Annotated in this window: 26 protein-coding genes; 15 read left to right on the forward strand and 11 right to left on the reverse strand. The window is 54.7% G+C overall.

Annotation, left to right across the window (positions count from 1 at the left end; genetic code table 11):
- Positions 1-18: 18 nt before the first annotated feature.
- Positions 19-855 carry a c-type cytochrome gene (locus tag C8N36_RS05605; protein WP_097805588.1) on the forward strand — a complete coding sequence of 279 codons (837 nt, stop codon included), beginning with the start codon at positions 19-21 and terminating at the stop codon, positions 853-855.
- A 323-nt stretch (positions 856-1178) separates the two neighbouring features.
- On the opposite strand, the gene C8N36_RS05610 is transcribed toward C8N36_RS05605, so the two are convergent.
- The 7 genes from C8N36_RS05610 to C8N36_RS05640 all read right to left on the reverse strand — a co-directional run bounded on the left by C8N36_RS05610 (position 1179) and on the right by C8N36_RS05640 (position 9128).
- Entirely contained in the window at positions 1179-1826 is a 648-nt protein-coding gene (locus tag C8N36_RS05610) for a GntR family transcriptional regulator (protein WP_097805589.1), read from the reverse strand.
- Between the two features lie 370 nt (positions 1827-2196).
- Complete coding sequence (locus C8N36_RS05615; protein WP_097805590.1) at positions 2197-3264, reverse strand: ABC transporter ATP-binding protein; 1068 nt, start codon at positions 3262-3264, stop codon at positions 2197-2199.
- 3 nt (positions 3265-3267) lie between these two features.
- Positions 3268-4842: a sulfatase gene (locus tag C8N36_RS05620; protein ID WP_097805591.1), complete on the reverse strand. Its 1575-nt coding sequence runs from the start codon at positions 4840-4842 to the stop codon at positions 3268-3270.
- A gap of 16 nt (positions 4843-4858) precedes the next feature.
- Complete coding sequence (locus tag C8N36_RS05625; RefSeq protein ID WP_097805592.1) at positions 4859-5905, reverse strand: DUF4432 family protein; 1047 nt, start codon at positions 5903-5905, stop codon at positions 4859-4861.
- Positions 5902-6750: a carbohydrate ABC transporter permease gene (locus tag C8N36_RS05630; protein WP_097805593.1), complete on the reverse strand. Its 849-nt coding sequence runs from the start codon at positions 6748-6750 to the stop codon at positions 5902-5904. The genes C8N36_RS05625 and C8N36_RS05630 overlap by 4 nt, the downstream gene beginning before the upstream one ends.
- The gene (locus tag C8N36_RS05635) at positions 6747-7625 is read right to left on the reverse strand and encodes a carbohydrate ABC transporter permease (protein WP_097805594.1); all 879 of its coding nucleotides are present in this window, start codon (positions 7623-7625) and stop codon (positions 6747-6749) included. Before C8N36_RS05635 ends, C8N36_RS05630 begins: the two co-directional genes overlap by 4 nt.
- Positions 7626-7769: 144 nt before the next feature.
- Positions 7770-9128, reverse strand: a complete 1359-nt coding sequence (locus C8N36_RS05640; RefSeq protein ID WP_097805595.1) for an extracellular solute-binding protein — start codon at positions 9126-9128, stop codon at positions 7770-7772.
- A 136-nt stretch (positions 9129-9264) separates the two neighbouring features.
- On the opposite strand from C8N36_RS05640, the gene C8N36_RS05645 reads away from it, so the two are divergent.
- The 7 genes from C8N36_RS05645 (at position 9265) to C8N36_RS05680 (ending at position 15201) form a co-directional block, all read left to right on the forward strand.
- Positions 9265-10191 (forward strand): LysR family transcriptional regulator, encoded by a 927-nt coding sequence (locus tag C8N36_RS05645; protein WP_141468122.1) that lies wholly within the window; start codon positions 9265-9267, stop codon positions 10189-10191.
- 181 nt (positions 10192-10372) lie between these two features.
- Entirely contained in the window at positions 10373-10702 is a 330-nt protein-coding gene (locus C8N36_RS05650) for a hypothetical protein (protein ID WP_097805597.1), read from the forward strand.
- A 772-nt stretch (positions 10703-11474) separates the two neighbouring features.
- Positions 11475-11903 (forward strand): RbsD/FucU family protein, encoded by a 429-nt coding sequence (locus tag C8N36_RS05660; protein WP_097805599.1) that lies wholly within the window; start codon positions 11475-11477, stop codon positions 11901-11903.
- Positions 11904-12028: 125 nt separating this feature from the next.
- Positions 12029-13495: an ATP-binding protein gene (locus C8N36_RS05665; protein ID WP_097805600.1), complete on the forward strand. Its 1467-nt coding sequence runs from the start codon at positions 12029-12031 to the stop codon at positions 13493-13495.
- On the forward strand, positions 13492-14169 hold the full coding sequence (locus tag C8N36_RS05670) for a response regulator (protein ID WP_097805601.1): 678 nt from the start codon (positions 13492-13494) through the stop codon (positions 14167-14169). The genes C8N36_RS05665 and C8N36_RS05670 overlap by 4 nt, the downstream gene beginning before the upstream one ends.
- A gap of 150 nt (positions 14170-14319) precedes the next feature.
- A complete protein-coding gene (locus C8N36_RS05675; protein ID WP_097805602.1) occupies positions 14320-14733 on the forward strand; it encodes a hypothetical protein in 414 nt (137 codons plus the stop codon).
- 219 nt (positions 14734-14952) lie between these two features.
- On the forward strand, positions 14953-15201 hold the full coding sequence (locus C8N36_RS05680) for a hypothetical protein (RefSeq protein WP_097805603.1): 249 nt from the start codon (positions 14953-14955) through the stop codon (positions 15199-15201).
- A gap of 129 nt (positions 15202-15330) precedes the next feature.
- On the opposite strand, the gene C8N36_RS05685 is transcribed toward C8N36_RS05680, so the two are convergent.
- Positions 15331-15519, reverse strand: a complete 189-nt coding sequence (locus tag C8N36_RS05685) for a hypothetical protein (protein WP_097805604.1) — start codon at positions 15517-15519, stop codon at positions 15331-15333.
- Between C8N36_RS05685 and C8N36_RS05690 the strand changes: the two genes are divergently transcribed.
- Together C8N36_RS05690 and C8N36_RS05695 are read left to right on the forward strand one after the other, a co-directional pair.
- Positions 15518-16525, forward strand: a complete 1008-nt coding sequence (locus C8N36_RS05690; RefSeq protein WP_097805605.1) for a patatin-like phospholipase family protein — start codon at positions 15518-15520, stop codon at positions 16523-16525. The genes C8N36_RS05685 and C8N36_RS05690 overlap by 2 nt on opposite strands.
- A 163-nt stretch (positions 16526-16688) precedes the next feature.
- Entirely contained in the window at positions 16689-17198 is a 510-nt protein-coding gene (locus C8N36_RS05695; RefSeq protein ID WP_097805606.1) for a hypothetical protein, read from the forward strand.
- Positions 17199-17494: 296 nt separating this feature from the next.
- Here C8N36_RS05695 and C8N36_RS05700 read toward each other — a convergent pair whose 3' ends face one another.
- The 3 genes from C8N36_RS05700 to C8N36_RS05710 are packed head-to-tail and all read right to left on the reverse strand — an operon-like array spanning position 17495 to position 19786.
- Positions 17495-18502, reverse strand: coding sequence for an LLM class flavin-dependent oxidoreductase (locus tag C8N36_RS05700; RefSeq protein WP_097805607.1), 1008 nt, complete (start codon positions 18500-18502; stop codon positions 17495-17497).
- 22 nt (positions 18503-18524) lie between these two features.
- Positions 18525-18752: a hypothetical protein gene (locus tag C8N36_RS05705; protein WP_097805608.1), complete on the reverse strand. Its 228-nt coding sequence runs from the start codon at positions 18750-18752 to the stop codon at positions 18525-18527.
- A gap of 20 nt (positions 18753-18772) precedes the next feature.
- Positions 18773-19786, reverse strand: coding sequence for a LysR family transcriptional regulator (locus C8N36_RS05710; RefSeq protein WP_170125815.1), 1014 nt, complete (start codon positions 19784-19786; stop codon positions 18773-18775).
- Positions 19787-19868: 82 nt separating this feature from the next.
- Here C8N36_RS05710 and C8N36_RS05715 point away from each other — a divergent pair, with 82 nt between their 5' ends.
- The 5 genes from C8N36_RS05715 to C8N36_RS05735 all read left to right on the forward strand — a co-directional run bounded on the left by C8N36_RS05715 (position 19869) and on the right by C8N36_RS05735 (position 26012).
- Positions 19869-20234, forward strand: coding sequence for a hypothetical protein (locus C8N36_RS05715; protein ID WP_097805610.1), 366 nt, complete (start codon positions 19869-19871; stop codon positions 20232-20234).
- 170 nt (positions 20235-20404) lie between these two features.
- Positions 20405-21508 carry a dimethylsulfoniopropionate demethylase gene (locus tag C8N36_RS05720; RefSeq protein ID WP_097805611.1) on the forward strand — a complete coding sequence of 368 codons (1104 nt, stop codon included), beginning with the start codon at positions 20405-20407 and terminating at the stop codon, positions 21506-21508.
- Positions 21509-21833: 325 nt separating this feature from the next.
- On the forward strand, positions 21834-23558 hold the full coding sequence (locus C8N36_RS05725) for a sensor histidine kinase (protein WP_097805612.1): 1725 nt from the start codon (positions 21834-21836) through the stop codon (positions 23556-23558).
- A complete protein-coding gene (locus C8N36_RS05730; protein ID WP_097805613.1) occupies positions 23555-24898 on the forward strand; it encodes a sigma-54-dependent transcriptional regulator in 1344 nt (447 codons plus the stop codon). Before C8N36_RS05725 ends, C8N36_RS05730 begins: the two co-directional genes overlap by 4 nt.
- A 121-nt stretch (positions 24899-25019) precedes the next feature.
- On the forward strand, positions 25020-26012 hold the full coding sequence (locus tag C8N36_RS05735; protein WP_097805614.1) for a TAXI family TRAP transporter solute-binding subunit: 993 nt from the start codon (positions 25020-25022) through the stop codon (positions 26010-26012).
- The last annotated feature ends 10 nt before the right edge of the window (positions 26013-26022 follow it).

Raw genomic sequence — 26022 nt, forward strand, 5'->3', positions numbered from 1 at the left:
GACAAAGGGGAGAGTGATATGCGGACGCTATTAGTTGCTTTGGTTGCTTCGTTTTCTGCAGGTTTTGTTTCAGCCGAGGTTTCGGTAGATCGAGGAGAATATTTGGTCAGAGGGCCGGCGGGATGTGGAAACTGCCACACGCCGCAAACGCCTGAGGGGCCGGATATGTCCAATGAGTTTGGGGGCTTTATTGTTGAAAAAAGCCCTGCGTTTGAAGCTTGGGCTGTTAACATTACTCCGGCGAGCAGAATTGCGGATTGGACGGACGATGAGCTTGCCAAGGCAATCCGGGAAGGCATTCGGCCCGATGGGACGGTGATAGGGCCACCCATGCCAATCGGCCTTTATCGGGGATTGTCCGACGATGATTTGTATTCGATCGTCGCGTTTTTGCGCACAGTCCCCGCCAGTCAGAATGAAACACCATTTTCAACTTACAATATCCCTTTGCCGCCTGCTTATGGACCGCCGGTGGACAGTGTTGCTGCGCCGCCTCAAGAAGTCAGCGTTGCCTATGGTGCGTATCTTGCAGGCCCTGTCGCGCATTGCGTCGAATGCCATACACCGATGGGGGATAAAGGGCCAAAGCTTGACACTCACCTCGGGGCAGGCGGGTTTGTATTTCACGGACCTTGGGGCACGTCAGTTTCATCAAATCTGACAACCCATTCTGACGGGCTGGCCAAATATTCCGATGCGGAGCTAAAGACGATGATTACACGAGGTGTGCGCCCTGATGGGGCTCGCATGCTTCCTCCCATGGGATATCATCACTATGCGGCAATGACCGAAGACGATCTGGACGCAGTCATTTTGTATCTCCGTCAACTGCCGCCACTGCCCAGCCCGGGGTAAGGAGCCACCGATAGATAGGCAATTGGAATGCGCGGCGATGCTAGCACCACGATCGTTTATCGCTTGATAGGCTAAAGTGTTCGGGACTACCGGCTAGAAAGGCATGAAACGGCCCCGCCGAAAGCCGGCTGAGGGCCGTTGAAGGTGCTCTTGGATTTTGAGAGTATTCGGCTGGATGTTTTGGCATTTCGTGGGGATGTGCTAATCGCGACGAAAGGGCGTTCTGAGACGTTCCACAACCTAAAACGCAAGCGTTGTTACAACGTCATGCAGTGGACTATAGTCTTTGCAGAAAAAAACTGACGCTGAATAAGAGCGCTGAGTCACCGGTTGAGATTGGCCACAAGTTGATGAAACTTTTCGCCCTGAACAGCGACATGGCTGCGCAATGCTTCTGCCGCTTTTTCTGCATTCCCGTCCCGCAAAGCGTTCAAAACCTGTGAATGTTCACCCATAGACTGGGTAAGCCGTCCCCGAAAACGGAGTTGAATTCTACGGTAGGCCTTGAGACGATTTTGAAGCTGGAGCGCCTGCTTTTCCAAAAAGCCGTTTGTTGCTCCACGATAGATGATTTGATGAAACGTCTCGTTCTCTAAGTAATAGCGATCATAATCAGTTTCTTCGATTGCATGCCTGCATCGATTATTCGCGGCTTCCAGCTCGGCAAGGTCAAGGTCCGTCATCCGTGTTGCCGCGAGACGGGCGCACACGCCTTCAATTTCGGCCATTGTCTCAAACATTTCCATGAGTTCGACAGGTCCGGGTTGCCGGATGAAAACTCCGCGCCGCGGGATTTGCACGGCCATTCCGGAGCTGACCAACACTTGTAATGCTTCGCGGATAGGTGTGCGGGACACATGAAATTGCTCCGCAAGTTTGACCTCATCAAGGCGTTCGCCATCTTGAAATTCGCCCGCAAAAACGAGCTGTTCAAGGGCCTCTGCGATTTGGTTCGCACGTCTAATATTCATTTGCAAACTGTATCACCACCTGCTCCAAGAACTCAATCTGGAACTCGTTGTATGCAAGATCGTTGTTCTGCAGTACTAAACGCGGCAGCTATTGGGGCGTAGTTCTCGTCCAGCCTATCTCCCTTTGGCACGGACCGTTTAGGGGGGCATAACAAGTCGGCCGGCAGGTTAGCGGCTTTGGCTGGTGTGCAGTTGTACCGGTCAAACGCTTCACCCAATTTGCCATTGGCGAAGGCCTTCGTGCTTGCTGAAAGCGCGTTCGAGATACCCTCATTGCCCCGCTCCAAGTGTTTGTCTTTGGATGCCAGACAAGAGGGAGGCATTCGCGGCCAAAAGCCGATGGTCAGCACTGCCGAGAGTACGGCCCGCCCTAAAGCCGTACACGCAGTCCATCAGGCCCAAAGAAATGGCATTTTTCCGGCTGGAACGATAGATTGACCGTTGCGCCCTTGTCGAAGCCAACCCGTTGGGGTGAAGAGACTTTAATCTTGGTGCCGGCGATCGAGATATCGACGACGGTCCTGTCGCCGGTGCATTCCATGCTTTCGACCTGACCTTGGGCATTTGTGGCCGCGCTATCACTGCAAAATGAGATATCTTCGGGGCGTATGCCCAGCGTTGCCTCGCCGTTTGCGAGCGGAGTGCCGGGCATTGCTATTCGCAGGCTGTCACACTCAAAAACAGCGTTTGGAACCGAAGCAATCTTGCCGGGGATCAGGTTGATCGGCGGTGACCCGACAAATCCGGCGACAAATTTGCTTGCTGGCTGGTCATACAGTTGCAACGGATTTCCGAATTGTTCAATTTTGCCTTTGTTCATCAACATGATCCGGTCGGCCATTGTCATGGCTTCAATCTGGTCATGGGTGACGTAAATGGCCGTTGTGCCCAGTTCTTGTTGCAAGGTCCGGATATCCGATCGCATCTGGACGCGCAGCTTTGCGTCAAGATTGGACAGCGGTTCATCAAAAAGGAACACGCTTGGGTTTCGGACAATTGCACGTCCCATGGCCACGCGTTGCCTTTGACCGCCCGACAGGTCACGCGGTTTGCGATCCAGATAGGCCGTCAGGTCCAGCATCTCCGCCGCTCGGTGCAGCTGTGTTTTTTGCTCTGCGTCTGACGCCCCGGACAGTTGCAATGGAAAGCAGATATTCTGCGCCACAGTCATATGCGGGTAGAGCGCGTAGCTTTGAAACACCATGGCGATGTTGCGGTCGCGGGGCGAAATGTCATTGACGACCTTGCCGCCGATGCAGATTTGGCCCGACGAAATTTCTTCGAGTCCCGCAATGGTGCGCAAAAGGGTGGATTTCCCGCAGCCGCTTTCGCCGAGGATGGCGATAAACTCACCCTCTTGAATGTCGGCGTTCAGACCGTGCAGGACTTCGACCGCGCCATAGGCTTTGCGCACATCCTTCAGTTCGACAAATGACATGTTTTATCCGTTCAATTCTGTAGGGCGCTGGTGGGTGTCTTGGACTGGAGCGTCGCCAGTCGGGGCGTTCGAAAATCCGAGCCTGACAAACGCCTCATCCGGCGCTTTATTTAGGATCATCTGATCATGCATAGCACCGGCAAGGGAAGCTTCCAGTACGGCATCCCGCACGGGATTTTTTTGTTCCGGGTCATCTGCAAGATCAAAAATCACGCTCTCGCAATCCTCCATCGCCCCGGGACCGTGTGAGTTAAACCAGCCGGAACTTTCTTGCACTGGAATTTTCAGGACGGGATAGCCGTCTGAAAACGCGAGGTCATCGCAAAAGGAGGCGGCTTGTAGTTCATTTTGCGAAAATGGGACCAGCATATGCGCTGGCATCAGCGTGTATTCATTCAGATTGGTCGCGCCCATGTTTTCGGGATAGCGCATATAAGTGTGTCGACCGTCGGTCAGATTCACTGCGCCGCCAAAATATCCGTAGATAATGGTCTCTCGCAGCTTTGCCTTCGGGTCCGCGAGACTCGGCAATAGTGACTGCGCGGTACTGCCAAGATCACAAGGTTGGTCAAAACCGTCCAAAAGCGTTGGCATAATATCAATGGTTTGGGTCAGTGCAGCGCGGCGCGTCCCGGCCTGACCGGCATGGGCCGGGTGATGCACGAACAGGGGAATTCGTGCGACCTCGTCATAACAAGGCATCCGGTTTTTGGCCCACCATTCATGCTCGCCCAACAAAAACCCATGGTCTGTCGTGACAATCATCATGGTGTCGTCCCACATCTTCAGCAAGTCCATCTTGTCCAGCAACCGGCCCAACTGCGTATCGCAGTGGCGCAGCAAGGCCTTGTAGTTGTCCCGCAACAACCGGTTTTCCGGCAGACCATCGACGTAGCGGTCATAATGTGGCCAGTCGAAAACCGGTTCTTCGTCCAACTGGTATTCGCTGCGATATCCGGCAGGGGCGACAAAGGGTTCATGCGGGTCAAAGGTTTCCAACTGCAAAATCCAGTTGTCCGACGTTGCATGGGCGTCGACAAAATCAATGGCCTCGCTAAAGCACTGGGTTGAGGAAAAATCGCTTTCGCTGAGAATTTTTTCCCGGTTCGCCATGTTTTGAAGTTGCAGCGACCCCGGTTCGAAGTTCTGCTGTTTCTCGTGGTATTGTGCCTTCCATTTCTCAATTGGCGGATCGAGCGTCGGCACCCATTTGTCGCCTTCCTGACCCCTGAAAAAACCATAGGAATCATAGCGTGTGTGATAGTTGCCTGCGCCATCCTCGAAGTAGTGGTAATGGTCGGTGATCAAGTGGGAATAGACCCGTTGGTTGCGAAGCGTTTCAAACACCGAATTGTCGAAGGGTTCCAAAGGCCCCCAGCTGCGGTGCAGAAAACTTAACCGGCCGGTATGCAGATCGCGGCGCGCGGGCATGCACGGCAAGCTACCGACGTAGTGATTGTCAAATGTCACGGTCTTGTCGGCCAACCGGTTGAAATTGGGGGTGCTGACTTCGGTACCGCCATAGCATTCCAGAGCCCGGCGGTTCAGGGAGTCAAAAACAACAAGAATTACACGCATTAGGTTCTCGCCTTTTCTAGGTCTCGTTTTCCGTCAGTGCCACCCGCAGGCAATAGTGCCGCTGCTCATTCGGGTGCAAAATGATCATTTCCTGGCGGTCGCGTGCCTCTTGCCGAGAACGCGCCGCGGTAGTGCAAGGTTCAATCCCGAGGCCGTAGATGCCGGGCGCGGTCATTCTCAGCACCTGACAATAGGGCAATTGTGCCGATGGGTACTCAAGCTGCAGTGCCATCCCATCAAGCCTGTTGGTGACGGTCACTCGGCCCTTGTCGCTGCCATGATCGAAAACGGAGATCGCGTTTATGGCTCTTGGGTCGGGTGACAGGAACGGTGCGGTCGGTGCATGTTCATGTGACCGCCAGATGCATGGATCGCCGCCAAGGTCGATTTCGGTTCCGGGGCTGATCAACGGGAAGCCCAGATTGAAGTGATAAAGCAGCATATGCGTCGCCGGAGTGCTCCCGATATTTCGCACGGTATCGCGGATGGTGAAATGCTGCGCTCCGACCGGCATTTCGATCCGGCGGCGCAAGCGTAGGGCCGAGACAAAGCTCATGCCTTGGCAAAATTCGACCTCGCAGAATACATAGGGCACGTCGACATCATCCACGAGGCCATAGCCCCGGATCACACCCGGTTGGAATGTTCCTTTGCCATGAAGCGGATAGTGGACTTGGTCGATCTGGCCCTGATTGCTGGTGACGCCTTTGTCGGAATCTGGTTGCCGGATATGATCCAGACCGCAGGTGTTCAGAAATCCGCCAAACCCGCGTAAGAAACCCTGACCGTTGTCACCTTCTTGATCCATCAATCCGGGCGCGGTCAGGCCTGTAGACGGGTGCCACGACAGGGTTTGCCCGTTGAACGAAAAACGGCCAATGTCGCCGCTCCGATCGACGGCGACGTCGATTTCCACACCGCCGCCTGATCGCATTTCGATCACGCGGACCCCGCGTTCGCGCCCATCTGACAATGTCACGAGGCGCGCACTGGCATAGGTGCCGATGCCAGCGCTGAACTGGTGCACCGTATCAAGGTCGATATGGGTCAGGGGCCCGCTCATTTGACGGCCCCCGCAGTGATGCCGCGCACGATAAAACGTTGTCCGAACAGCAGGGCGAATAGGGCGGGCAGGGCCGACAGGACCGATGCCGCTGCCATTTGGGTGTATTTGATCTCTTCTTCTTGTGCGTATTTGGCAATTGCTACCGGCACAGTTCCGGTTTCGTTGTTGGTCAGGGCCAGCGCGACCGGAAATTCGTTCCAGCTGAATACATAGATCAAGATGGCGGTTGCCACCAACCCCGGTGCCATCAGCGGGGCGATCACCCGCCGGACAAGGGTCACAAACCCCGCCCCGTCGATATAAGCAGCCTCTTCCAGTTCTTTGGGGATTTCGCGGAAGAACGACGCCAGTAGCCAAAGCGCCATCGGCAGGTGCAGCGTGATATGGGCAAGGATCAGCGCGACATAGTCATTGGCCAAACCGACTTCGCGGGCCATGCCGTACCATGCACTGGCCAAAGACACCGACGGGATCAGGTTGAACGCCATGGACCAGATCAAAAACAGGTTCACCACGTAATTGGGCCAGCGCATTCGAAACAACGAATAGCCGGCAAAGAAGCTGATAAGAACCACGAAAAAAGTGCTGATGGATGTGACCAGCACACTGTTGGCGAAATTTTGCAGGTAGTCCGAGGTCCGGTCAAACAGCACTTCGTTATAGTTATAAAGGGTCGGGCTGAACCACACGTCACCCATCAAGAGCGAGATTTGCGTCTTAAAGGAAGAGAGCGCGATGTAGACAAACGGGGCCAGCGTCGCAAAGACAGCCAGAAGCAAAAAGCCGTTCAGATAAAGCGAGGTGCGGCGGTATTGCGCGAATTGGCTTGGGGTCTTGCTCATAGCGCCTCTCCCTTTTTGCGGCTGGCATTCAGGGCTATCACAATGATGATGGACACAACGAAGATGATCGAAACCGAAAGTGCAGATCCATAACCTGCCTTGTCTTGCAAAAAGAAACGTTGGAAAATCGTAAAGCTGATAACCTCGGTCGATGTCCCCGGACCGCCCGATGTTAGCAAGAACACCTCGTCAAAGACTTTGAATGCAATGACGGCGCGGAACAAGAAAGTCATGGCGAGCGCGGGATACAAGAGGGGCAAGGTGACATAGCGAAACTCTTGCCATGCGGTGGCCCCGTCGATTTTGGCCGCTTCGGACACGTCCTTGGGCAGAGATTCTACCGCGGCCAGCAACAGCAGAAAGGAAAATGGCGTCCAGTGCCAGATATCGACAACAATGACTGAGGCAAGTGCGGTTGTAGATGATCCAAGCCAGTCATGACCGGGCAGGCCAATACTCTCAAGCACCAGATTGAAGATGCCAAATTCGGCGTTGTACATCAGCCGCCAGATCGCGCCAATCACAATGCCGGGAATAAGGATGGGCAGGATCAGCAGCGCCCGATATGGGCGGCTTTTCTCCCCGAGGTTCGAGCAGGCCAGAGCAAGGGCAAGCCCGATGGCGACCTGCGCGCTTGTCGCGACCACCACCAGTATGGCCGTGTTGACAATACCGGCTTTGAACAGCGTATCGTCTTTCATCGCGGCGAAGTTTTTAAACCCGACCCATGTCGTTTCCTTCGCACCGGCCTGCCATGTGACCTCTTGAAACGAGGTGATAAACAGATTGATCACGGGAAGCAGGGCAAGAACGGCAAAAAACAAAATTGCGGGCGTAAGCGAGAGGTATTTTCCAAGCGGGCTGAAGTGAGGCATGTGACAGCCGAGTCTCCGTTGTTTTGTGTTTGCGCGTAGATCAAGTGGCGAGGCTAACAGCAGCCAGCCGAATGTGTCGGGGAAAACCGGGATGGATAGTGAAATGGAGGGCGAACCTTTGCCCGCCCCCATGGCACGGGCCAGTTACTTCAGGTCGGGGAGGCGACCGGTTTCGTAACCGGCGTCGGCCAGAACTTTTTCAAGATCGGCGGCCATCGCATTCAAGGTATCGACAACGCTGATTTCGCCAGCAACCGCACGGTTCAGACCCAGCTCCATGACCGAGGCCAGTTCGGCCCCTTCGGGAATGGTCCACATGCCTTTGGCCAATGGGGCAGCCACGCGCATCGCTTGCATATACCGGTTTTCAGGAAGGTCGGCGAAGTCGGATTCGTAGGCTGCCGCGCTGACCGGAGCCCCGCCCAATTCGGCATATTTGATTTGGGTTTCGGGTTTCTGGAACCAATCAAGGAAGGCCAGAGCCGCTTGCTTGTTTGCATCCGGAATGTTCTTGGGAATGCCGCCAAGCCAGTGACCCAGCGCCGGTGTGGATGCAAAGCCTTCGGCGGCTGGCAAAGTTGCATAGCCAATCTTGCCAACAACAGCCGACTTGTTGGGATCGTCCATTTGTGCCCATGCCGCAGCAGGCAGAACAGTGTGCAACAGCTTGCCAGTAACCAGCAATTGGATCAAATCCCCCTGTGTCAGGTTCGCTGAGTTTTCCGGCCCCAGTTCCTTGGCCAGCCCGACATAGGTTTCCAGCGCTGTGCGGCCGGCTTCGCTGTTGATTGTGACAAAGTAGTCGCCCCCATCGGAATCGCGGAAATACGATCCGCCGTGGCCTTCGATATAAGGCAGGAAATCCCAGGTGATCGATACCGTTGCGCGGCCAGCACGTTGAGCGATGCCATAGAATTTTTTGGGGTTGTGCAACGTCCGCGCGTTGGAGGCCATTTCTTCGAATGTTGTTGGCGCTGACCAGCCGTTCTCTTCGTAGATATCCTTGCGATAAAACAGCAAGGTGATGTTGGGATTGACCGGCACAGTCAGAAGGTCACCGGCGTCTTTACCGATCGATTTGGTGTCGGCATTGAACCAGGGGGTTCCGCCATATTCGTACACCTGCGAATCCAGATCGAAATCGGCGCGGATGTTTTGCAGTGGCTCCAGAAAGCCGCCATGATACATTTCCGGATAAAAAATCCCGTTGATGATGAGCAGGTCATATTCGCTTTCGGCGGACCGGACGGCGTTGCGTTGTTTTTCAAGGCTGCCCGCGTAAGGGTTGACGTCAAGCGTCACCTGATTGCCGGTGTCTTCTTCGTAGTAGTCGGCAATGGCAGCAAACCCCGCCAACCAAGGTGATTGATTGATGACCACATTCACCGGTGGATGGGTGTCTGCTGCACCAGCGGATGCGCCCATGACCGATCCGAAGGCCGCCGCGGCGCCCACCATTTTCAATACGGAACGCCGTGTCCCCTGACCCCTAAATCGCTTCATCACCACCTCCTCCTAGTTTCGTGATTTCGCAGAACGTCCCATGTCAGAGGTTTTCTAACAATCTTCTTTTTTGTTCAATTATCAAACTTTTGGTTATAGCTTGTGGCAAAGTCGCCGGGACGAAGGATGGGATGGCATGGCCAATACAAGACGATATGCGCATTTCATTGCTGCGATGGAGCAGCGTTCGTTCATTGGTGCTGCCCAGATGGTTAATCTCAGCCAACCAGCGCTATCCAAAAGCATTCTGGCCTTGGAAGACGAGTATGGCGTCAAACTGTTTGATCGCCACCCACGCGGCTTGGTGCCGACCCAGTTCGGGCACGCGCTCGAATATCACGCGCGACGTATCTTGTTGGACGTGAAGCAGTCCAAAAGCGATTTGGCAGCAATGGCATCCGGCGCGGTAGGGCGCATCCGGATCGGTGTTGGACAAGGTTTTGTCGGGCATGTCGAAACCGCGCTTCTGGAGCTTGAGCAGGATTTTCCGAGCATCGATAATCTGGTTATCACGGATTATGCCGAGGGGCTTCGGCTTGCGCTTTTGGAAAACCGCATTGAAATCTACCTTGGTATGGCCAACCGGCTTGTTGACGATGAAGAGTTTGAAACAACAATTGTCGCGTCGGACCCGATCTTGGGCCTGTGCCATCACTCTCACGCATTTGCTGAAAAAGAAGTTTCTTTTGAACAGTTGCGCGATCAGGAATGGGCTGTGCCGGAAAGAGGGGAGCTGGCTCGATCTGCCCTTGAGGCGCATTTTCTACTAAACCTCGAACAAAAACCGCGGTTCAAGGTGGTGACCAACGTGCCGGTATTGCTGGGGCGCTACGTGCGAGAGGCTCAATTGCTGAGCCTGCTACCTGCCAGCAGTTTAGGAGAATACAAGGATTTTGGCCTGACATGGTTTAAGATCAAAGGATTTCAGTCTGAACGGAAAATTGGCATTGTCCGGCGTCGCGGGGTGGCGGCGAACCCCCTCAGCGCTAGATTTCGGGAAATTATGATCAGCGTTATGAACCGCGCATTCGAGAACCACCCGCTGTTGGACGTGAACAGCTAAAATTTGGTCTCGATTTGATGGCGTCTATGGCCTGCGATTTGGGTTCTCTTTGCGGTAAAGCGCTGAGAAGTCGAGCAATTCAATGAGGGAGAAGTGAATTAAAGCAAATGCCTATCGGACATGATCTGGTGTGGAATTCCGTTTTCATTGACCGTCAGAGCCTGCGCAAATAAGCAAAATCGTGTTGGTCCGGTTCGGCTCTACTTTGGATGTCGACAAACTGGTCAAGGGTTTTCGGGTGTGCGAACTGCAGCTGGCGGAAATCGCCCGTACCCTGCTGATGGACGAACCAACCTCTGCCTTGTCCCAAACAGCACCCGACATCTTGAAGGAAGCCCTTCGGGACCTTGTATTTCAGGGGGTTGCGGTGATCTATATCTCGCACCGGATGAATTTCTTGTCCGAAGGTCGGATCACGGGTCAACTTTCCGCTGAAGACATGAGCGCAACCAACGCTTCAATCACAGACGTCGTGCCGGCCTTTGGCGCACTGACCTCGCCCTTGTCTTAAAAAGGCAACATCATTTTCCTGTCGATCGGAAACCTGACCGATTTGCTGCGACACGTTTCGGTTGTGGTATTTTCTCTGTGGCGTCGCTTCGTCAGGGTGAACCGGACGCGGGTATCGGGTTTGAGATAGATGAAATTGCCGCTGTCGTCATTGGCGGAACCAGCCTGATGGGTGATCGCGGTGCAATTGTAGGAACGCTTGTTCGAGATCTGGTTTTTTGGGTTTCTGAGCAGTATTTTGCATCTCAACAATATCAACAGCAACACCCAGCTTCTCTTGAAGGGGATCATCCTTGTTGCGGCGGTTCTTCGTCAATAAGGCCGTTTCGGCGGAACAGTCGATTGGCAAAAAAAATAGCGAGCCTGTACTTAAAGCAATTTCTTGACCGAATTGATGTTTCGAACCACCTGAGTGTTCTGGATGGCGATCAAATTCTGGCTATTGCCAAGATGGACGCCTCCAAAACCTATGGTCTGTCGTTGCAGGTTAGCTTTCGCCGGATCGGCCTCTTGCAACGCCCGTCGCGGCGATCACACTTGCGCTGTCGGAGGCGACGGTACTGCGCAACACGATCCTAGATACCGCCGACCATCTGAAGTTGGCTGTTTCCGCTTTGGGACAACAAATCGATATCTCCATGCCGTCGCTCGCCCAAAAACCACCGAGCGCAAAACCCTGAGCGCGTCTATAGTCTATGCAGTGACCTATGCTTGCGCCATACCGATGGGGTTTGCTGAATTAAAAACCATCCCATTTGGGAGAAAGGTGCTCTATGCTGCTGAATATCGATCCGATTTTATCGCCAGACTTGCTATTTATCCTGCGCGCAATGGGGCATGGCGACAGTCTTGCAATCGTAGACGCAAATTTCCCCGCCGAAGGGTTGGGACCAAAATGCATTCGGGCGGATGGCTCGGACGCAACTGCGATTTTGAGAGCAGTGTTGTCTCTCTTACCCTTGGATGCCAAAGTTGCTGACCCGGCAATTTGTATGGCCGTCGTGGGGGAGCCAGACGCGGTTCCAGAGGCGGTTGCGGATTTCCAAGCGGTCATTCAGGAGGTGGCGGACACGCCGCGCGACATCCAATCGCTTGAGCGTTTTGCGTTCTACGAGCGGGCCAAAACAGCCAGTGCTGTGGTGCAAACGGGTGAAAGGCGGCTCTATGGAAATATACTTCTGACAAAAGGTGTCATTGGTTAAGGGGATTAGGGTATCAATTTTCCGGTCGTTTGCGCAGCAACCTTGTTGGGCGGGGCAGGGTGCATTTGCGCGGATCGGCTCTTATTCTGCACCTTCGCTGCACTTTTTTGTGCAAAAAGACGCGCATGAATGCTTTTCGAAAATCCCTTGCCGCCCGGATATTTATCGCAATCGCCGCGACCGCCGTCTTGATTATCGCGATCATGGCGTTGCTGATTGCGCTATCAATGCGAGACGGGTTTGCGCAATATCTTCTCCGAGGAGAGTTGACGCAGTTCGACGATCTTGAAGGGGCGTTGGTGCAGGCGCATGATCCAAGCGCATCGGGCTGGCCGGAGCTTGCCTCAGACCGGAAGATCTGGAACGATTTCGTGCATGCCTATCTCCCCTATGGCCCGGACGGTCTTGGACATCCTGACCCGCCTGCTGGGCATCCATTCCCGGCATTGGACCGACCGATCGGACCGCCACCACCAGGCGGCCCGGCCGGTCCGATGATCGCTGACCGGTTGATGTTGCTGGGGCCAGACAAAGAACGCATTGCCGGAGCGTTCGATCAATCGGGGTTGTTTGAACAGCGCGCGATTTGCGTCGCAGCAGATTGCACTGGCGATGGCCTGCTGGGTTACATCAGGCTGAACGCGCTGGATGTGTCCGAAGGCACCAGCGACGCCTTCTTTTTGCGCCGTCAGTACGCCTCGTTGGCATTGTCTGCCCTTATCGCGATCGTACTGTCTGCAGTTGCGGCCTTTTTGGTTGCGCGCCGCATCCTGATCCCGATCAGACAGTTGGAAACGGGTGCCAAGACCATGGCGGCAGGCGACTATACCGCCCGAATTGCGCAAAACCGTAAGGACGAACTTGGCCAGTTGATTGCTCACTACAACGCGCTTGCGGACACGTTGGAGCGGACAGACAAGGCAGAGCGCGCGTGGATTTCCAATACCAGCCACGAATTACAGACGCCTTTGGCCACCCTGCGCGCCCAAATCGAAGCTGTCCAAGATGGCGTGCGCCAACCCGATCCCCAGACCTTGGCTGGGATGCATGCGTCAGTGATGCGGTTGTCCCGTTTGGTACAGGACATCAAGACCCTGTCGCATTCCCGTGAGGCTGGTCTTATGACCGCTTTTCACGCCGAAGATTTTAGTGCGATCATCCGTCAGGCTGTCGCATCAGCGCAGCCGCAGTTTGCGGCGAAACTTGTCGGCATTGATCTTGATCTACCTGAGACGATGCCTTTGGCCTGCGACGGGCTGCGGATCGGTCAGGTCATTGACAACCTGCTGCAAAATGCGCTGCGCTATACAAATGAAGGCGGGCATGTGCGGGTAAAGGTGTGGGAGGCAGGCACAGCTGTTCAATTCGAAATGAACGACACTCCACCGGCCCCGCCACAAGATGATCTGCCACGACTTTTCGATCGGTTTTATCGCTCCGAAAGCTCTCGGTCGCGGGCCTATGGCGGTTCGGGTTTGGGCTTGTCCGTCTGTCGGGCTATTGTCGAAGACCATGATGGAACAATCAAGGCAGGGTTGTCCGACATGGGCGGTCTGCGCATCACCATGACCCTACCAAAGGCGAGAACATGACAGCACCGCGTATCTTGATTGTCGAAGACGAAATCGCTTTGTCCGAGGTTGTACGAGACTACCTGATCGCTGACGGGATGAAGGTAGATATTCTGCACGAAGGAACGCAGGCCGTCCCCACAGCTTTGAGGGGCCAGCATGATCTGCTGGTGTTGGATCTGATGTTGCCAGGTGTGGATGGTCTGACCATTTGCCGGGAAGTGCGCCGGACATCTGACGTGCCGATTATCATGACGACAGCAAAGGTCGAAGAAATTGACCGCCTTGTGGGGCTGAGCCTTGGGGCAGACGATTATATGTGTAAACCCTATTCGCCCCGCGAACTGGTCGCGCGGGTGCAGGCGATCTTGCGGCGCACTGCGCGCGGCCGGGATGGCAGCCAACCGCAGACGTCGCGACTGAAAACCGACACGGAGCGCTGGCAGGCCACATTGGATGGCAATCCGCTGGATTTGACACGCCGTGAGTTCATGTTGGTGCATAGCCTCGTGACGCGTCCTGGTCGGGTGTTTTCGCGCGACGAATTGCTCGGTCTGGCCTTCCCCGATGACACCGAAGTGTTCGATCGCACGATTGACAGTCATGTCCGGAACATCCGCCGCAAAATAGTAGCCGTAAGCCCCGAAGACCCCATCAGGTCGGTCTATGGCGTGGGCTATGCCTACGAAGGCTAGGCTTTTGCGCAGGCACGCGGCAAAAATGCGCCGCCCCGAGTTTTTTGGCGCATCTGCACGGTCTTTGCATATTTACTGCAAATCCACTCCTCAAAGAAAGCGCAAGACACTCCTGCAACGGGCGATAGGTTGCCCAGACAGGAGACGTTGATGTTATTTAAAGATGCCCACCGCAAGAGCGCAACATGCATTAAAGCCAAGCCGGTTCCGGTTTTCTATTCCACGGTGTCGCGTATCCGCCCAACTGTAAAAATCGCAGTAGTATTCTTGGCACCGGCGATTTTTACGGCCGCCATTGGCATATCAGCAGCCCATGCCGAGACGGTCTTTGATGCTGGTAGCACGGCCACAATCCTCGCCCAGCAATCAGCCCCTCGCGGCGGTGGAAATGGGGCCGGCCGCCCGCCGCGCGAAGCGATGGAGGCCTGCGCCGAACAGTCATCGGGCAGTGCCTGTGGTTTTATAGGCCGCGACGGTCAGAAAATTCCGGGAACTTGTAGCGCCCCCGAAGCAAACGTTCCGCTGGCCTGCACACCCGCCGATAGGCCGCAAAACCGGGGCTGACACCTCTAGGCTCGCTTTGGGGGTGCCGTGCTCCGGCCCCGCTCCGTGCGGATCTGAATGGGGTTATGACTGTGCGGGGTCCAAATTCCGCGCAGGCTCGGCCGGTTAAGGACGAATCCAATGAATAATTACCCACGAAGCTGGCCCATCCCGATCTGGCGGAGTTTTCTACCACTGCCTTTGTCCAGAAACCCCAAACAGTTGAATGCAGGTTGAACGATGGCACGGCCACGAGCTGCTATAAAATCGCAGTCCGCCACAAATCTGCCGCCCTGCCTTGTTGGTGTACGGGCAGTTGACAACTTCTCAACCACAGCCACCGCCGGTATCGGGGCCACGCGCGCAGGTCTGGACGGGCGCAATGGACCTTCGCGTCCTGTCGATAGCCAGTCAGGCCAAGTGCGGCCCGGCTTTGATCGCGCGGCGACATCGCTGGGTATGTCAACAAACGCGTTGATGCAGATGTAGCAAGCGTCTGGCTCTGGTTGTTTCGATTTTGCCGTCGCAGCCCATCACCTTGGCATCAACGAGTACGCCCTGTGCGCTGTACTGCCTGCTCCTCCCGGTCCGTAAAGAGCAAAAGGCGTCCGCGGTTTCCTAGTTCAGCCACGGGCGCGCCCCTCGAAGACGGCGAGAAAACCGCTGCAAGAAGACAGGATACCTTGTGACCCAAGCGACAATATCGCCCCCTAACGTATCACGCAGAGCGGTTTTGACCGGACTTGCAGCGGCCAGTCTTTCGGCCTGTGCGGATCCGTCTGCAATATCTTGGTCGACAAGGTCCATGACGGAGACGGACCCTCTGTCGCGCTTTCGCCTTTTGGCCAATGCAAGTTCAAAGCAGTGGTCACGACACCTGCATCCGCTAGAAGCCAAGACCGGAATTTCTGCTCTGGCGCTATCCGGGGGCGGTGAAGACGGCGCTTTTGGAGCTGGTGCCCTTGCCGGATGGACAGCCTCCGGAAACCGGCCCGAATTTGACATGGTCACGGGCATTTCCACGGGGGCGCTTATTGCCCCATTCGCGTTTCTGGGCCCCGCACAGGATGACGCCTTGCGCCGCATCTTTACCCAATACGACGCCAAGGACATCATGCAGTTGCGGGTTTTCAAAGCGCCGCTCGGCGACGCAATTTACGACACAACGCCACTTGCCGGGCTCATCAAGGATTTCACACCGCCAGCCGTCCTTCGGGCCATCGCTGCACGTCACGCAGCGGGCGGCCGGTTGTTTGTCGTGACCTCAGACCTTGATCGGTCGCGTGCGGTGGTTTGGAACATGGGCGAAATTGCGCAATCTGGCCAATATGACTTGTTTCGGGCGTTATTGCGCGCTTCGGCAGCGCTGCCCGGTTTGTTTTCACCTGTCACCCTGACATACAAGATTGGCGATACAACCTATACCGAAACCCATTTGGATGGCGGCGTCCACATGCAGTTTTTGGCGATACCGCAATTCGCCTACACCTCCAAACATCACAAATTGCCCGAAGGTAGCTTGTATCTTTTGATCAACAACACGCTCGAGCCGGCTCCAACAAAGGTATCAAGATCGGCTTTGGCAATATCACAGCATGCCTTGACGACAAGCGTCAGGGCCAACGCACTGGCAGAGGTCAATGCGACGAGGCTATTCGCCCGCGCCAACAGAATTGACCTGTCTGTTGCCTCTGTCGATCCGGATTCCGGAGTGATCTATGATCCATCCGACCGCTTTTCATCGGCTTATATGAATGCGCTTTTCCAAAACGGTTTTGCGCGCGGCATTGGGGGGACGTTGTGGACGTCCTGACGGAGCCTCAAGCAAAATTCGTATGGTTGGTGCAGTGACGCCAACAAGCGGCTGGTGGCAATGTATCGGCCGCTCCGATACGATCAGTTTTACATCCGCTTCCAATTCCCCTGTTATTCCCAGCCATATAGCTTAAGGGAAGATAACCCTAGGAGGACGAACAATGGCAGTTTCACAGAGCCTACCGAACTTGGTGCGCGCAGCGCAAGATACGGCCAAGTCGTCCTATGATCGGATGTCAGAGATTTTGAACGATGCGGATGGTCAACCATTGACCGACGCGCAGAGCAAAGAAATGACGGAGCACACGGTCGCGATTGAGTTGGCCGCCGTGGATATTTTCACAGTGTTCGAAGCGCGTATGCAGCGCCATTTCAAGCGCGGGCCGCTGTCACGCAAAGTCAAAGCAGCCCTGTTGGAAGCCGGAGAACCCGATCTCGCCGATAGGCTCCACCAGCACTACTTGGCGATCAATGTTCTCAAGCACGGAACCGGGGCGAGTCACCGCGAACTGCTAGGCAACAAAAGCACGCTGTTCGTGGTAAAACACGTCTCGGATGAAGCCGTCAAAGAGGGCGACGCGGTGGCCGGTTTGGTCGACGTGACGCCGCCGCATTTCTTTGACGGGCTGGCTGGCACAATCCTCGACGCCTATGACTTTCTTGAGAACTGACGATCCGTAGAACTGGGCGGCCCCCCCGGTGCAAATGCAGCAAAAATCGCTTTGACCTTTGACAGGGCGGTCGCCGCATTCTGGCTGAAGGGATGGTTGCGGGATTCGCGGTCCGGCGGCCAGTTTGGCAGGACACAACAAAGTATAAATTTCAGCACCTGTAACTTAACAAAACTGCTGGATCGCTGGACGGTATGTGAGCATCTTACGATCCACTGCTCCGGGTAAATCCTACCTTTTACAGCCTACAGAGCGGTCCGAGCCATTGCCAATGTGCATTGAGCAAAGGATGAAAATTATACCGCAACCGGCGCTTTGCACAATGCATTCAGCGCATCTGCGGCGATTTCGAAAGACCGAATTCGAGCAGACGGGTCGTGGATCATTCCGGTCACCATCAGCTCGTCTGGCTGATACCTTTGGATCAAGTCACCAAGTTGCTGTTTGACCGTACCGGGTGAACCTGTCGCAGAACACGACAATGCCTGCTTCACTTGGGCCATTACCGCAAGAGGAACGTCTTGTTCGATGTCGTGGCTCGGCATTGGCAACTTACCCGGTGTGCCAGTCCTAAGCCGCGCAAAAGCGCGTATTTGAGAGGACCGCAGGAAAGCTGCTTCAGCGTCCGTTTCTGCGGCACAAACCCCGGCAGCCAGCATTACATGTGGCTTTTCCAGCCAAGCCGATGGTCGAAATCTACGTCGATAGACCTCAAGGGCTTGGTCCAACATGGCAGGTGCAAAATGTGAAGCGAAGGCATAGGGCAATCCCAATTGGGCCGCCAATTGCGCACCATACAAGCTGGACCCAAGAATCCAGATAGGGACGTTGGTTCCCGCGCCAGGAATGGCTTGTACCCGGGCGTTTGCCGGAACGTCCCCGAGGTAACCGATCAATTCCAGCACATCTTGGGGAAAACTGTCTTCGGGAACCATATTGCGACGCAAAGCGCGTGCCGTTGCCATGTCGGTTCCGGGGGCGCGGCCCAGCCCCAAATCGATCCGGTCCGGGTAAAGGGTTGCAAGTGTTCCAAATTGCTCTGCAATCACAAGCGGTGCATGATTTGGCAGCATGATGCCCCCGGCACCAACACGCATGGTTTTGGTTGCCGCAGCAATGTGACCAATCACCACCGCCGTCGCGGCACTGGCGATACCGGGCATGTTATGGTGTTCCGCCAACCAATAGCGGTGATACCCGAAACCTTCCGCAGCACGGGCCAGCTCTACCGAGTTCGCCAAGGCATCAGCGGCGGTTTTACCTTCGGGGATTGGTGATAGGTCGAGAAGTGAAAAATGCTGCATGTTGGTCTCCAATGCGTTGCACTTAGGCACTGCGGCTGCTCAGGCCAAGAGGGGGGCGAAACATCGACCCGATCCAAGGCGTTGCAAAAGGCCAGAATGCGCGGCCCATCGCTGCACTGTGGCGGCGCGCCAAAACAGCAAGGTTGCTTGGAATGTCACAGTCGGTCATCCGGGCGTGATCTCGTGATAGATGACCAGCGTTCTTCAACACGGCATCAGGCGCAGGTTTCTCTGGGGGCGGTTCTTTCACTATGCTGTCAGCCAAAAAAACTATTCGGGGTCACAAACATCGATGGCAGCCACGTCAAGATGAGCGCCGGGAACAAGCGATTCCAGCACCGTGTTTCCGCGGGTGGTGTCAAAGAAACCCCTTTCTCCGACCAGCCAGTAGCCGGCATCGGATGTGAGGGTCTGGGTTGACAGCCTGACAAGGCTGCCACCGGACAGCAAGTCGTCCACCACCCCCAACCAAGCAAGGGCGACACCACTGCCAGCCAGCGTCATGTGCATCGCCAACCCGTGATCATTGACAACGATCCTCTTGTTGCTCGTTTGCGCCACCTTAACTCGCTTTTGGAACCAAGCGTCCCAACCCAGCCATCGTTTCTCTGGATCATCTAGTTCAATGATCTTGGTTGTTTCAGTTCCAATGCTAAGATGACTGTCAAAGATTTGCGCGGCGAGCTCTGGTGCAGCCACCGGGCAAACCTCTTCCTTGAAGAGCAATCGTGCGTCTTTTCCGGGCCAATGACCGTGCCCAAAGGCGATCCAGCAGTCAGCACTCTCCTGCCAAAGATCCTCGTCTCGTTTGAGTGTGACAAGTTTAACGCTGCGGTTCAGATCTTCTGACAAGAATGGCAGCCGATTGGAGAGCCAATAGGTGCCAATGCCGGGATAGGTCACGATGGTGAAACTTGACGAGGGCGAACTGCTCCTCAGTTGATTCGATGTCTCCCGGATTGCGTCAAACGCCTGAGAAAGCGTTTCGAACAGCTCGTGTGCCTTTGGGGTAGGCTTGGGGCGTCCATTCTTTCTGTCAAAGAGGATGACCCCCAAATCTTCCTCTAAGCATTTGATTTGATAACTTATAGCAGGCTGCTGCACATTCAGAGATGCCGCTGCAGCCGTGAAACTACGCAGGCGATAGGCTTCTTCGAATGCCCTAAGCCCCTTGAGAGTTGGCAGGTCTGATCCCATCGAATTTTTCAATCCTGTGCATAATTTTTTTCTGCATATTATAGCCTTGGATTTCGATTTAAAGGTTTGGATGAGATGCAATTTCAAACAGCGAGATCTGACGTGCCCGCACACATCTACTACACATTTTTGGCGGGTCACGCCCATTCAAGAGAGGCAGGGCCGCTCCTTGCAAAAGCAGGTCAAAGGTCTTCCAGATCTGCCCATCCCTCTGGGTTTTATCGGAATCTCTGAACCTGATCCGACATTCCCCGCACTGGTCTTTTTGGGAGGAGCGGCCATGCATGAACACTACGAACAAATGTACCTGAATGGGCCCGATTACGTGGTCGTGTCGGTGTTGAACAGAGCGGATCTTTGCGGGCGCATTCGACCCGTCGGGGTCGGTCTGAATAGAATCGGCGGCACGGCTACCATTCAAAATGGCAACCGGCCTGAGCTGGTCACGGGGTCCTTTGCGCTGACCTCGGCACGCACTGTCTACAACACGCTCGATTTCCGGCATGCGGCCGAAACTGGGTTTGGAACTGGCTGAAACCAAATTGACGATCCCCGACCGTGAACGCCCCCGTATTTTGCGGTCATAGACGGCCGGTTGGGGCGCAAAATCCAGAAAATCACTGTTTTTGAAGATTAATCCCACTTCTCGACCAGAAAACCCAGAAACGCCACCTTCGCGAAAGCGCGACAAAAATGAGCTCCTGAATGACACAACTATCTCTTTCACGCAGATTGCGCCGTACCCCGTTTTCGCAAGGTGTCGAAAATTTTGGAGTCAAATCCTATACCGTTTACAATCACATGTTGCTGCCAACGGTGTTCCGGTCAATCCGCGAAGATTATCGGCATCTGAAAGAGGCGGTTCAGGTTTGGGATGTCTCTTGTGAACGCCAAATCGAACTTCGCGGCCCGGATGCGGGGCGGCTGATGCAGCATCTGACCCCGCGTGACCTGCGCTCGATGCTTCCAGGGCAGTGCTACTATGTGCCCATCGTCGATGAAACCGGCGGCATGCTGAACGACCCTGTCGCCGTGAAGTTGGCCGATGACCGGTGGTGGATTTCCATTGCGGACAGCGATTTGTTGTATTGGGTCAAAGGGCTGGCCTATGGGGGGCGGCTCGACGTTCTGGTAGATGAGCCGGACGTCTCTCCCCTTGCGGTTCAAGGGCCCCGGGCCGACGATCTGATGGCGGCCGTGTTTGGTGATGGCGTGCGCAATATCCGCTTCTTCCGCTTCGGTTATTTCGAATTTCAGGGACGCAGCCTTGTGGTTGCCCGGTCAGGCTATTCGAAACAGGGCGGTTTTGAGATCTATGTTGAAGGTTCGGACATTGGCATGCCTCTTTGGAATGCGCTGATCGAGGCTGGCAAACGCATGGATGTCCATGCGGGCTGCCCCAACCTGATCGAACGGATCGAAGGGGGGTTATTGTCCTACGGAAATGATATGACCGACGATAACACACCGCACGAATGTGGCTTGGGCAGGTTCTGCAACACCAAAACCGCGATTGGGTGCGTTGGGCGTGATGCTTTGTTGCGCGTGGCCAAAGAGGGGCCGGTTCAGCAAATCCGGCCGATCTCGATCGAAGGGGACGCGGTTCCGCCTTGCGATAGTTTTTGGCCGGTTCTTTCAAAGGGCAAAAAGGTCGGCAGGATCTCATCGGCTGCTTGGTCCCCGGATTTTGACACCAACGTTGCGATCGGAATGGTGCGTATGACGCATTGGGATGAGGGAACGGAGTTGCAGGTTGCAACGCCCGGCGGGCTGCGGGATGCAACTGTGCAACCCGCGTTCTGGATTTAATTCAATCCGCCTTGAATGAGCCCAAGAGGACCCCAAGAGAACCCCGGGAAAATCATTTTTTCCGGGTTGGGCCAAGGTCGTGCGCGGTTGCGTCAAGTTCGCAGGCATGTAGCGCTCATTCTGATACCATAGAAGGCACCTTTGAACTTGGTTCTGTTGGCCTTTTCAGTGGTGTCCACCTGTGTCCACCTCGCGAAGCGCAACTGTCCTGCATAGACATTTCCGCGCCCTCTGCGGATTTCCGCAACCCCCTATTCCATGGCCGTCATGCACCCATTTACAGTGGTCACCAATCTGCATCATTGTGCAGCCATTGGAGGCCAAAATGGCGGCAGAAGCAAATATCGATCATATCGCAGGAAAAATGCGCAAGAGCATTTTGGGCGTTTTGCTTGTCACTGTGTTGTTGGCGACAGCAGCCACGTTCTTTGGGGCGCAGCGATACTTTGAGCGGCTTGAACTTCAGACCGCATCGGTACGTTTGGTTCTCTACTTGCGCTCTCTCAACGAGGCCCTTTTGCAGCATCAGCACCTACCTTTTATTCTTGCACAAGATCCGCGTTATTCTGACGAACTGGATCCGAGCTCAGTTGATCCGAAAACCAATGGGCGGCTGCGATCTTTGGCTGAACAGGCGAACCTGGAGGCAATATATCTGATGGATTCCAGCGGGCTTGTTCTTGCTGCCTCCAACTCGGATGAACTGCATACGTTCTTGGGGCAAAATTATGGGTTTCGCCCCTATTTTCAAGACGCTCTACAAGGCCAACGCAGCGACTACTTTGCGATTGGGGCTACTTCGGGAAGGCCCGGATACTTTGTGGCAGAGCCGGTGATTTTCGCAAACGGTACACATAAAGGCGTCGCTGCCATCAAGTTGGATGTGAGCAAATTGCAGCGATCATGGGAAAGCAGCAAGGAAACGGTCATTGCAATCAACAAGGACGGTATTGTTGTTCTGGCCTCGAACCCAAAGTGGTTGTATCGCCCGATCAACCAGCTTGGCCCTGACGAGCGCAATGCCATTCTGGAAAGCCGCCAATTCGGTGCCTTGACGCTTGAACCCTTGGATTGGAGCGAGATCGACCCAAACCGAGTAACTCTTGATGGAAATGATTTCCTGATTGCATCAGGCACCGCGGATTGGCGGGAATGGACAGTTTTGTATTTGCAGCCCGAAAAAGCAATTTTGCGCAAAACGCTTTTGGCTACGGCGATTTTCGGGAGTATCATCACATGTTTAGTCGGTTTTGCGACCTTCCTTCGGTCGCGTCGGATAGAGGTGGCTTTGGCTGCATCCGAGCTGCGCAGTGGAGAGTTGACCGAAGCAAACGAAAGGTTGGAACTGGCGCAAGCAGAGTTGGCACGCAGTGGCAAGCTGGCTGCATTGGGGCACTTGGCAGCTTCTGTCACGCATGAGTTGGGGCAGCCGATCAGCGCTTTTCGCAACCATTTGACCGCAGCTGAAATTGGCAATGAAATCAGCTCTCCCAAAACGCTGGCGAACCTCAATAATCTTGTGAATCGAATGGAATCGATTACCGGTCAGTTCCGCTATTTTGCCCGCGCGCGCGCAGACGAGAAAACCGACGTGAAACTGCTGACGATTTTGGAGGAAGCTGAAGGGTTGCTAAAGACTGAAATTCAAACCGCAGGAATCACTGTGACGCGGGGAAATCCGTTCCCGCAAATAGAAGTCAACGCGCGTCAGGTTCAGTTAGAGCAGGCCTTTACCAATCTGTTCAAGAACGCAATCCATGCTGTCGCAAATGTAGCCGCGCCACAGATTGCTATCAATGTGACGCAAGATGAAAAAAACGTTATGATCAGCGTTGCAGACAACGGCCCCGGCCTTGCGAGTGCGACGCTTGCTGATCTTCAAGAGCCGTTTTTTAGTACGAAACCCTCCGGGGTCGGAATGGGCTTGGGCCTTGCGATCACAACGGAAATCATCAAGGATCACGGCGGAACTCTTGCGCTCGGAAACCCGGAAATAGGTGCGGAATTCGTCGTGACTTTGCCCCTTTCCAGAAGCGGAGATGCAGCTTGACCCTCCCCAGAGTTCTCATTGTCGATGATGACCGTGAAATGCGTGTTTCGCTTGCGCATTTGTTGGAAAGTGCCAAATACGAAGTGGTTGTTGTAAGCAACGCCCTTGATGGATTGGCGGCAATTCAAAGCTCTGACCTTGATGTCATTATCAGCGACGTACGCATGCCTGAAATGGACGGACTGGAATTTCTTGTCAGAGCCCGCGAAATTTGTCGCATTCCCGTTATCTTGATTTCTGCTCACGGCGACATTCCAATGGCGGTCACGGCCTTGCAAGATGGGGCTTACAGTTTCGTTGAAAAACCGTTCGATCCCCGCCGGCTTTTGGGTATTCTCAAAAATGCTATTCGGTTAAAAAGGCTGGAAGACAGCACTGTAGCGTTGCAAGATAGATTGGCGGAACTTACTGACCTTGAACGCATTTTGATCGGGAATTGCGATCAGATCGGCGTGGTCCGAGATCTGATATTCGATTTTGCCAACAGCCGTGCGAACGTCCTTATTCTCGGCCGGACCGGAACTGGCAAAGAGCTGGTGGCGCGGGCGCTGCATGACCTTAGCGCCGATCCGTCCGCACCTTTTGTCGCGGCCAATTGTGCTGCAATCCCACCAGAACGATTTGAAGAGACCGTGTTTGGCAATAGTGAAAACCCCCGTGGATTGATGAGCCAAGCAGGCGGTGGCACATTGTTTCTAGATGAACTCAGTTCGATGCCACTTGAAACACAGGCAAAGTTCCTTCGAACAATAGAAACCAAGAAATTTCAACGCATCGGAGAGGCCGAAATCCAATCGGTCGAGCTGCGGGTGATAAGTGCGGCGTCGGCTCAAATTGAACAACGGGTCAAGGACCAGACGTTTCGCGGCGACTTGTTGTTTCGCCTAAACACGCTGACAATCGAGCTGCCTGATTTGGCGGACCGGGGGGAGGATGTATTGTTGCTGACACGCCACTATATCGCCCGTTTCAGCCAGCTTTACGAGGTTGCTGCGCCCAGTCTTAGCAATGACGATCTTTCTGCGCTGATGGCTCACGATTGGCCGGGGAATGTGCGCGAATTGCAAAGCGTTGCTGAACGGCGCGTTCTCGCGGAACGCCGCGGTGGCGGGTCTATTCGCCTCGCAATCGCCAATCAAGCTACGCCTCAGGCATTTCCGACCACTTTGCGGGACTCTGTCGCCATGTTTGAGCGAGAGCTGATCGGGCGGGCAATCCAGTTGGAGAACGGCCGCATGGAGGACGTTGCGGCTTCACTCGGGATCGGGCGGCGCACATTGAATGAAAAAGTTGTAAAACTGGGGCTGGATAAAGATGCTTTGCTCAGCAACAAAAGCTAACTGCGGAAATCCGCAGACCTTTTTTATGCGACTCTGAATATTTCTTCAGATCGGTCAACCTGCCAGCCCTCTATCAAGCATTCAGGCCCCATCGGTGCCATGAATCTTGGGAGGAAGACCTATGAAAATGTTGAAAGCGCTCGTTTTGGGTGCAAGTCTTGTTGCATCTACAGGCGCACAGGCTGACAGCGCTGACTATGTGCTGAACACAGCGTCCACCGGGGGAACATACCATCCCGTAGGCACAGCGATTTCGACTCTTTCGAAAATCAAGCTGTTGCCAAAGCAAAATTTTTCGCTGACAGCCGTTAACTCGGCAGGGTCTGGCGCGAATGTGCAGGCTTTGTCCGCAGGCACCGCTGATTTTGCAATTCTTCAGGGTCTTTATGGTTCTTATGCCATTACTGGAACTGGCCCGGTGAGCGAGCCGCAGACCAACCTGCGTTCAATCACCATGCTGTGGCAGAACGTCGAACAATTCGTTGTTCCATCCGACAAAGCAGTGACAGGTACCGTGACGGACCTTGTTGCGCTCAAAGGTATGCCCGTCGGCATGGGCAAAGAGAACTCCGGTACAATGGGGTCTAACAAAGTCCTGTTGTCTGGTCTGGGCCTTACGCTAGAAGACTTTTCGCTTGTGAGCGCAGGCTACGGCCCAACCGCAGATGCGTTGGCAAACGGCCAAGCCGTTGCTGCCGGTATCCCATCAGGCCCGCCCACAGGCGCAATCACCAAGCTGATGGCCTCCAACGAAGGCAAATTCACAATCCTTGATGTCACTGCCGAAGAAGGCGCGGCAATGGACGATGGTCGCAATCTTTGGGTGCCTTACACAATTTCTGCCGGAACATACCCCGGTCAGGCTAAGGACATTAATACGATCGCTCAGCCGAACTTTTTGGCAGTGAACGCAAGCGTGGACGAAGAGCACGTCTATTTGCTCACAAAAACGATGTACGAAAACCTGCCGTTCTTGCAGTCGATCCATCCCGCGACCAAGGCAATGGCCCTCGAAAAAGCGATGGCTGGTCTGCCAGCGCCTTTGCACCCCGGTGCGGCGCGTTACTACACTGAGATGGGGCTGGATATTCCCGCCAACTTGATCGCCGAATAAATCAAGGAAC

It is taken from the genome of Pelagimonas varians, from assembly GCF_003208435.1.
Lineage (GTDB): Bacteria > Pseudomonadota > Alphaproteobacteria > Rhodobacterales > Rhodobacteraceae > Pelagimonas > Pelagimonas varians.